The sequence below is a fragment of the Verminephrobacter aporrectodeae subsp. tuberculatae At4 genome (genome assembly GCF_000193225.1).
Classification (GTDB): Bacteria; Pseudomonadota; Gammaproteobacteria; order Burkholderiales; family Burkholderiaceae_C; genus Acidovorax; species Acidovorax aporrectodeae.
The window spans coordinates 1-6,983 of sequence record NZ_AFAL01000528.1; the positions used below are offsets into that span (position 1 = coordinate 1).

The window sequence follows — 6,983 nt, forward strand, 5'->3', positions numbered from 1 at the left end:
CGATACCCGTAGGTATCGCGAGGATTTGCAACGCCGCCATGGCGCGAAATGCGCAGTTTCATGTGCCGCTATTCGCAGGGCAGGACACTTAGTGCACCACCGGACCCAAAAAATTCTTTGTTCTGACGATGCCGTCTTCTCGCCCTCGGGCGTGGTCCTTCTTCGACACTGCCTGCATGACGAACAGACTTCGCGGCGTGATCGCACCGGTGCTCACACCCTTCGACGACAGCCTCGAACCCGACGTGGGCCGCTTCATCGCGCACAGCCGCTGGCTGGTGGAGAACCACGCGGGCCTCGCGATCTTCGGCACCAATTCGGAGGCCGCATCGCTGTCGGTGGGCGAGCGCCTGTCGCTGACCGAGGCCCTGGTGGAAGGCGGCGTGCCGGCCGCGAAGCTGATGCCCGGCACGGGCGCCTGCGCGTTGCCCGACGCGGTGGAACTCACGCGCCACGCGAGCCGGATCGGTGCCGCGGGCGTGCTGGTGCTGCCGCCCTTCTATTTCAAGGGCGTGTCCGACGACGGTGTGTTCGCGTACTACGCGCAGATCATCGAACGGGTCGGCAGCGGCTGCGCGCCGCTCTACCTGTATCACATCCCGCAGATGAGCCAGGTGCCCATCACGCTCGGGTTGATCGAGCGATTGCTGAAGCGTTATCCGCGCACGATCGCGGGCGCCAAGGACTCATCGGGCGACTGGAACAACGCGAAAGCAATGATCGACAACTTCGCTGCCTCGGGCTTCGATGTTTTCCCGGCCAGCGAATCGCTGCTGTTGCAGGCGCTGCCGATCGGCGGCGCGGGCTGCATCAGCGCGACGGTGAACATGAACCCTGCGGGCATTCAGCGGGTGTTCGAGGGCTGGCAGAGCGCCGAAGGGCCAGCGCTGCAGGCAAGGGCCGACACGGTCCGCAAGATCTTCCAGGCGACACCGATGATTCCAGCGATGAAGCATGTGGTGTCGCACTTCTCCTGCCATGCGCCGTGGCGAAGGGTTCGCCCGCCGCTGGTTGCGCTCGACGATGCCGCGGGCCGCGATGTGCTGGCACAACTGGATGCAGCCGGCTTCGACATGCCCGGCTATCCCCGCTGACGACGGGCATCAGAACCAGGAGGTGCGGCTGCTCGTGCGGCCTTCAGGGAAGGGCGTGGTGTTGCGCCGCCGCGCTTCCTGCTTCCTGGAGTAGGCTCCCCGGGGAAACGGAAAACAGGAGCAACGGCAATGATCAAGCTATACGGCAACCCCTACTCCCGAGCCAATCGCGTGCGCTGGGCGCTGGAGGAGTCCGGCGCGGCCTACGAGGAGGAGACCGTGGCCCTGGGGGCCGGCGGGACGCGTTCGGCGCGCTTTCTGGAGATCAATCCCAACGGTCATGTGCCGGTGATCGACGACGGCGGCCTGGTGCTGTTCGAGTCGGTGCCGATCAGCCTCTACGTCGCGAAGAAGTATTCGCCCACCGAGTTGCATGTGCAGAGCGAGCCGGACGAGGGTCGGTTGCTGCAATGGTCGGTGTGGGCGATCACCGAACTGGAAAAGCACATCGAGACCGCATCGCTGCACGTCACTTGGTTGCCGCCGGCCGCGCGCAGCGCCGACAAGGCCGCGAGCGGGCAGGTCAGGGTGGCGCGCTGCCTCACGATCCTGGCCCGGGCGCTCGAGCCCACCGGATACCTCGTGGCCGAGCGCTTCACGGTGGCCGACCTGATCGTCACCGAAGTCATCACCAACCTCGTCCACACGGGCGTGCCCCTGGACCAGTTCCCGGCGGTTCAGCGCTGCGTCCGGAAGAACCTCTCGCGGCCCGCGGCGAGGAAGGCGTTCGCCGAAGACATCATCCGGCCCTTTCTCGCCTGAAGGGAAGTGGACGCAAACCCTGACGCTCCAGCGCTGGAGACGCCTCGCGTTGGCCCGCCAGGGGCTGGGGCCGAGCCGGGTCTTCGGCCAGGGCTTGGTCGGCGTGCGCCGCGCGATCGAGCATCTGGGCTATGGCCGATTCATGGGTGGAAACGCTGCTTTGAAATTTGCGTGAGCCGCTTCGGTGCGGACGCGCGCCTCAGTCCAATTGCAGATTCGCGTTCTTCGCCAGGGTCTGCCAGCGCTGTGTTTCCCGGGCCACGAAGGCCGTCGTCTGCTGCGCCGTGGCCGGCGTGAGAACGACCCCTGCGCTGGTGTAGCCGGCCTGGACTTCGGGCGCGTGCAGGGCCCTGTTGATGGCGGCATTCAGCGCCTGGACCCGATCCGTGGGCGCACCGGCGGGCATGGCCACGACGAACCATTGGTCGGCATCGAAGTCCGACAGGCCGGCTTCGTGCAAGCTCGGCACCTCGGGCAACAGCGGCGAGCGCGTGGCGGTGGATACGCCGTAGGCGCGCAGTTTGCCCGCCTTGATGTGCGGCAGCACCGGGGTGATTCCGAGCATTCCCAGCGGCACCTGGCCGCCGACGACATCCGTGACCGCCTGGCTGCCGCCCTTGTAGGGCACGTGCACGATCCGCGTCCGGGCGATCTGGTTCAGCAGCTCGCCGGTCAGATGCTGGCTGCTCCCGGTGCCGGAAGTGGCGTAGCTGAAGGCCCCGGGATTTTCCCTGGCCGCTGCCAGCAGACCGTCCAGCGTCGGCGGCAAGGCCGTGGCCATGGTTCCCACGAGCACCATCGGGCCCCTGGCGAGGATGGCGACCGCGGTCAACTCCCGGGCGATCTGCGGCCGGGGAATGCTCGCCAGGGACGGGCCGGAGACGGTCACCAGGGTCAGTCCGTCCGGGGCCGCCTTGGCCGTGGCCTGCAGCGCGATCGCGCCTGCGGCACCGGGCCGGTTTTCGATCAGCATGCTTTGTTCGAGCTGGAGCGCCAATTCGCGCGCGACCAGCCGGGTCAGCACGTCGGTGGTTCCGCCGGCCGGTTGCCCGACCAGCCAGGTGATGGGGCGGCGCTGGCGCGCGCCTTGGGCCCGGAGCCGGGGGAACGCCGTAGCGCCGAGGGCGGCCAGTGCGCACCGACGGGAAAGATGGGTCGTGTTCATGGCGTTGCGCTCCAGGGGGGGTGCTCAATCGGGCTGGCCGGGGGGGTGTTGGGGTACTGCAAGAAGCTGTCCTGAAAAGCCTTGACCAGCTTGAGCACCGGCCCGCGCACCCAGGTGTTGCTGGCCATCACGTCCATCTGTTCCTTGGGGTCGCGGGTGATGTTGAACAGGTAGGGCGACTCCAGCCGGCCCTTGCTTTCGTTGACCTCCGGCTCCCAGTGGAAATGCAGCTTCCAGTCGCGCCACTTGACCGCGCGCAATTCATTGCGGATGTAGAACGGAAAGCCCTCGCGCGCCGACTTCTGCTGCCGGCCCAACAGCAAGGGCAGTTGATCGACGCCATCGATGGGACGGTCCTGCGGGACGCTGGCGCCGGCCACACCGGCCAGCGTGGTGAACAGGTCGGTGACGTGAACGATCTCGTTGCTCACCCGCCCGCCGGGTATCTGCCCTGGCCAGCGCGCGATGCAGGGCACGCGCAGGCTGCCTTCCATCGCGGTGTGGTAGGTGCCGCTCCAGGGGCCGGCCGTGCCGCGGTAGGGAATGCGGAACTCGGGCCCGTTGTCGCTGCAGAAAATCAGCAGGGTGTTCCCGGCGCCATCCAGTTCGTCGAGCGCCCGCACCACCTGCCCGACACGGTGGTCCAGCTCCACCATCGAGTCGGCGAAATCGCCCGCGCCAGTCCGCCCGGCAAAGTCCGGGTGCGGCAGCGTGGGGAAATGCAGGTGGACCAGCGGCAGGTAGAGAAAGAACGGCCTGCCGGCGCGCGCATTGCGCTGCATGAAGGCGATGGACTCATCCACCAGCTCGGCGTCGATCTGCCGGCGGCTGTCCAGGTCGTAGACCTTGACGTTTTCCGAGGGCTCGCCGCTGCGGCCGCGCATGATCCAGGGCAGGTCGAGCACGGCCGGGTCAAAGCCGATGGCTGCGGTGAACTGGCTCTCGTCGGTGGTGCGCGGAATCCCGTACCACGCGTCGAAGCCGCGGTCCGAAGGGAAGCGCCCGGGTATGTCGCCCAGATGCCATTTGCCGTAATGCGCGGTGGCGTAGCCCTGCGCCGACAGAATTTGCGCGAGCGTGATCTCGCGCCGCGTCAGCCCCTGGGGCAGACCCATGGGAACCGATTGGATGCAGCCGGTGCGGATCGGGTGGCGGCCGCTCATCAGCGCCGAGCGCGTCGGAACGCAGTCGCTTTCGACGTTGAAGTTCTGCAGCAGCAGACCCTGTCCGGCAAGGGCGTCGATGTTCGGCGTGGGCGCGCCGCGCAGCGCACCGCCGCCGTAGCAGCCGAGTTCCCCCCAGCCGAGGTTGTCGGCCACGATGAGAACGATGTTCGGGGAAGCAGTGGATGTGCGCATGGCGTGGGTGTGGCGGGAGTTGCAGGTGCCCATAACTTAAGCGCCGCAACCGCGCTGCCCCATTCCCCGACCCGGGGAAATCCATAAACTGCGGGAATGCCCTTGTCGATGCGCGATATCGAATACTTTCTTGCCGTTGCCAAGACCGGGCTGCTCTCGGTGGCGGCCGACCAGCAGGGCGTGACCCAGTCGGCGCTCACGAAGGCCGTGCGGCGGGTGGAGTCCGAGTTCGGCCTGCCATTGTTCGAGCGCAGCGCGCGGGGCATGGCGCTGACTTCGGCGGGTCAGCGCATGGTCGAGCAGGCGTTTCGCTTGCAGGCCGAGTACGCGGACACGGTCCTGCTGGCCAACGAGATGCGCGCGCGGCAGTCGGGCCTCTTGCGCGTGGGCGTGACGGACACCACGGCGGGCAACCGCATCGCCGCGGCGCTGGGTTCCTTGCTCGCCCAGCGACCGGGATTGCGCGTGCGGCTGCGCGTGGACCGCTCGGATACGCTGGCGGCGCTGCTGCACGAGGGCGCTCTGGACCTCGCGCTGGTTCCCGCCTACGAAGGCCAGCCGCTGGACGCGGAGCGGACCAAGATCGACAACGACCCGATGCTGCCCGTGGTGCGCTCCGCCCACCCCCTGGTGCAACAGGCGCAGCCGGGCCTGGCCGACGTCGCGGCGTATGGCTGGATCACCGGGGCCGCGAATTCAGCGGTCTGCATGGCGCTCACGAAGGTCCTTGCGCGCCACGGGCTGGCGCCTCCGCGGGTCGTCATGGAAGTGTCGTTCGCTTCGGATTTCAACCTCGCGGTCCTGGCCGCGACGGATCTCGTCACGCTGGTTCCGCGCTCCTTCATGCAGCACGTCGAGAGCCGGCAATTCCGCGTGCTGCCAATCGCCGCGCTGTGCGTTCCGCGCGCCGTCGTGCTGCTGTCGCGCCCGGGTTCGAACTGGTCGCCGTTGATGCAGGCGCTGCGCGACGGGCTGCTGGCGCGGGCGCATGGCGCCACGACTTGAGGGGAAACGCTGCGCTTCCCTTTTTTAGTTGAGGGGGCGTCACGGGGGCCGCCGACGGTGCCAGAGCCATGGATTCAGGATAACGTTAGAAAGCGTAGCAGCGTAATAGCTCCGAGCGCGCACACGACAACGTACTCCGAACGTGCACCTCTCTCTCTCAGAAAGAGCGCGGAAAGCACCATCGAGATTATCCCGGTTGCGTTCAGTATGGGCCACGCGATTGCAGACGCGGGACTGCCAACGGCAAAAATAAAGGTGACCTGTGTCGTTACCGTGAGTAGCGCGCGAACAAAAAAGAGTGGATTGAGCAATAACCTGACTGACGGAGCATCGCCGCTCGCCGGTCGAGTAACTAGAATGGGAACGAGAGACCAGAGGGCGCGCCACATCATGACAGCTGTGGCAAAAACGAGCGTCGCGGAGGCAGAGGAGGTGGAGGTAGCCCCGAACAGGGTAGGCGAGAGGCTCGCTTGCAGTGTCAGCGCCACACAAATGACGCCGCCGCTCGCCAGCAGCTTCCCACCTTTCCTATTCGGTCCGCTCAGCCAAAGCATTGGCAAACAGACAAACGTCGTTGCGACCGCGAACGCGTAGGTTCCCCAACTCCAGTGGTTCGTTGCCCAAAATATCCCAAGCGGAATAAATACGTCTGCGAACTTCCCGGCGACCGTCACCTGATTCACACTCAGGTTCCGGAAGGCATAGGAAAAGCTGTACGCCACCAACTGAGCCAGACCACTGAACGCCGCCGTTCGCCAATCGAACACCATGTGAATCAACTCCGATCCGGCATTGAAGAACAGCGCCATCGCGCAATACATTGCAACGGCCGGGACAACATTATTCCAAAGGTTCAAATTTAGTATCGAAAGTCGTCGCAGGCCAATCTGGTACCGATCGACAATATTGATGCCTGCTCTGCTAAGCGACGAAACAAACGCCAGCAGCATAGTTTCTTGCCCAGAGAGATCGCTCATCGCTGGAACTCCCCTATCTCGCAAAAGCGCGAAGCCAAAGCTCGGAGATGAATCGCTTCGTGTCGTCAGTCAACTGACGTTGTTGCATAAATCGAGAGTCCCTGTGTGCAGCGGGTAACACACGTAGGTGTAGCGCGTCAGGCTGTTTCGGGTGCTGCTGTCGGCTTGGTGCCGGATGGTGCGCCGGTCGGTTCGCAGGCCCTGCGGGTCGTGCTGGTAGTGCCCGCTTTGCGTGGGGTGTTCGAGCGGCTGGCCCAGCGCGTCGTAGTGGTAGCTTTGTTCCTGGGGCCGGCTTCTGCCCGGGCCGGTGCTGCGGGTGCTGATGAGTTGGGTGGCGCTGTTGTAGCGGAACCGGGTTTGCCCGTTTTGTTCGTTGCTCACCTGGGTGATCAGGCCCGTGCGCGGGTTGTGTTCGATCTGGCTGCGCCGCCCGCCGGGCTGTTCGATGGATGCGGGTGATGAAGCCGCCGCCCCGGTCCCATTCCAGGCGCGTGACGTCGCTGTCCTGCGGGGTTTTCAGGGGGCCGTCTATTTCTACCAGCACGCTCTTGCCGCCGATCATGGCGTAGCGGTAGTGCGTCGTGCGGTTGATTGGCGTGGCCTGCTCCGCGTTGGCAATGGG

General features: G+C 65.8%; 8 protein-coding genes. 4 read left to right on the plus strand and 4 right to left on the minus strand.

Features of this window, described 5'->3' with window-relative positions:
• The first annotated feature begins 176 nt into the window (after positions 1-176).
• On the plus strand, positions 177-1,094 hold the full coding sequence (locus tag VTU_RS0117865) for a dihydrodipicolinate synthase family protein (RefSeq protein WP_029554532.1): 918 nt from the start codon (positions 177-179) through the stop codon (positions 1,092-1,094).
• A gap of 129 nt (positions 1,095-1,223) precedes the next feature.
• Positions 1,224-1,856, plus strand: coding sequence for a glutathione S-transferase family protein (locus VTU_RS28025; protein ID WP_010106726.1), 633 nt, complete (start codon positions 1,224-1,226; stop codon positions 1,854-1,856).
• A gap of 199 nt (positions 1,857-2,055) precedes the next feature.
• Here the strand turns inward: VTU_RS28025 and VTU_RS0117880 are convergent, their stop codons facing one another.
• Positions 2,056-3,021 carry a Bug family tripartite tricarboxylate transporter substrate binding protein gene (locus VTU_RS0117880; protein WP_010106730.1) on the minus strand — a complete coding sequence of 322 codons (966 nt, stop codon included), beginning with the start codon at positions 3,019-3,021 and terminating at the stop codon, positions 2,056-2,058.
• A complete protein-coding gene (locus VTU_RS0117885) occupies positions 3,018-4,379 on the minus strand; it encodes an arylsulfatase (protein ID WP_029554533.1) in 1,362 nt (453 codons plus the stop codon). The genes VTU_RS0117880 and VTU_RS0117885 overlap by 4 nt, the downstream gene beginning before the upstream one ends.
• Positions 4,380-4,487: 108 nt before the next feature.
• Between VTU_RS0117885 and VTU_RS0117890 the strand changes: the two genes are divergently transcribed.
• Positions 4,488-5,384 carry a LysR family transcriptional regulator gene (locus VTU_RS0117890; protein ID WP_236610783.1) on the plus strand — a complete coding sequence of 299 codons (897 nt, stop codon included), beginning with the start codon at positions 4,488-4,490 and terminating at the stop codon, positions 5,382-5,384.
• 74 nt (positions 5,385-5,458) lie between these two features.
• Here the strand turns inward: VTU_RS0117890 and VTU_RS0117895 are convergent, their stop codons facing one another.
• Both VTU_RS0117895 and VTU_RS0117900 read right to left on the minus strand, forming a co-directional pair.
• Positions 5,459-6,361, minus strand: a complete 903-nt coding sequence (locus tag VTU_RS0117895; RefSeq protein ID WP_236610784.1) for a hypothetical protein — start codon at positions 6,359-6,361, stop codon at positions 5,459-5,461.
• 69 nt (positions 6,362-6,430) lie between these two features.
• Positions 6,431-6,742: a hypothetical protein gene (locus VTU_RS0117900; RefSeq protein WP_010106738.1), complete on the minus strand. Its 312-nt coding sequence runs from the start codon at positions 6,740-6,742 to the stop codon at positions 6,431-6,433.
• On the opposite strand from VTU_RS0117900, the gene VTU_RS35055 reads away from it, so the two are divergent.
• On the plus strand, positions 6,735-6,983 hold a 249-nt coding region (locus VTU_RS35055; protein WP_236610785.1), incomplete at its 3' end, for a hypothetical protein. The genes VTU_RS0117900 and VTU_RS35055 overlap by 8 nt on opposite strands.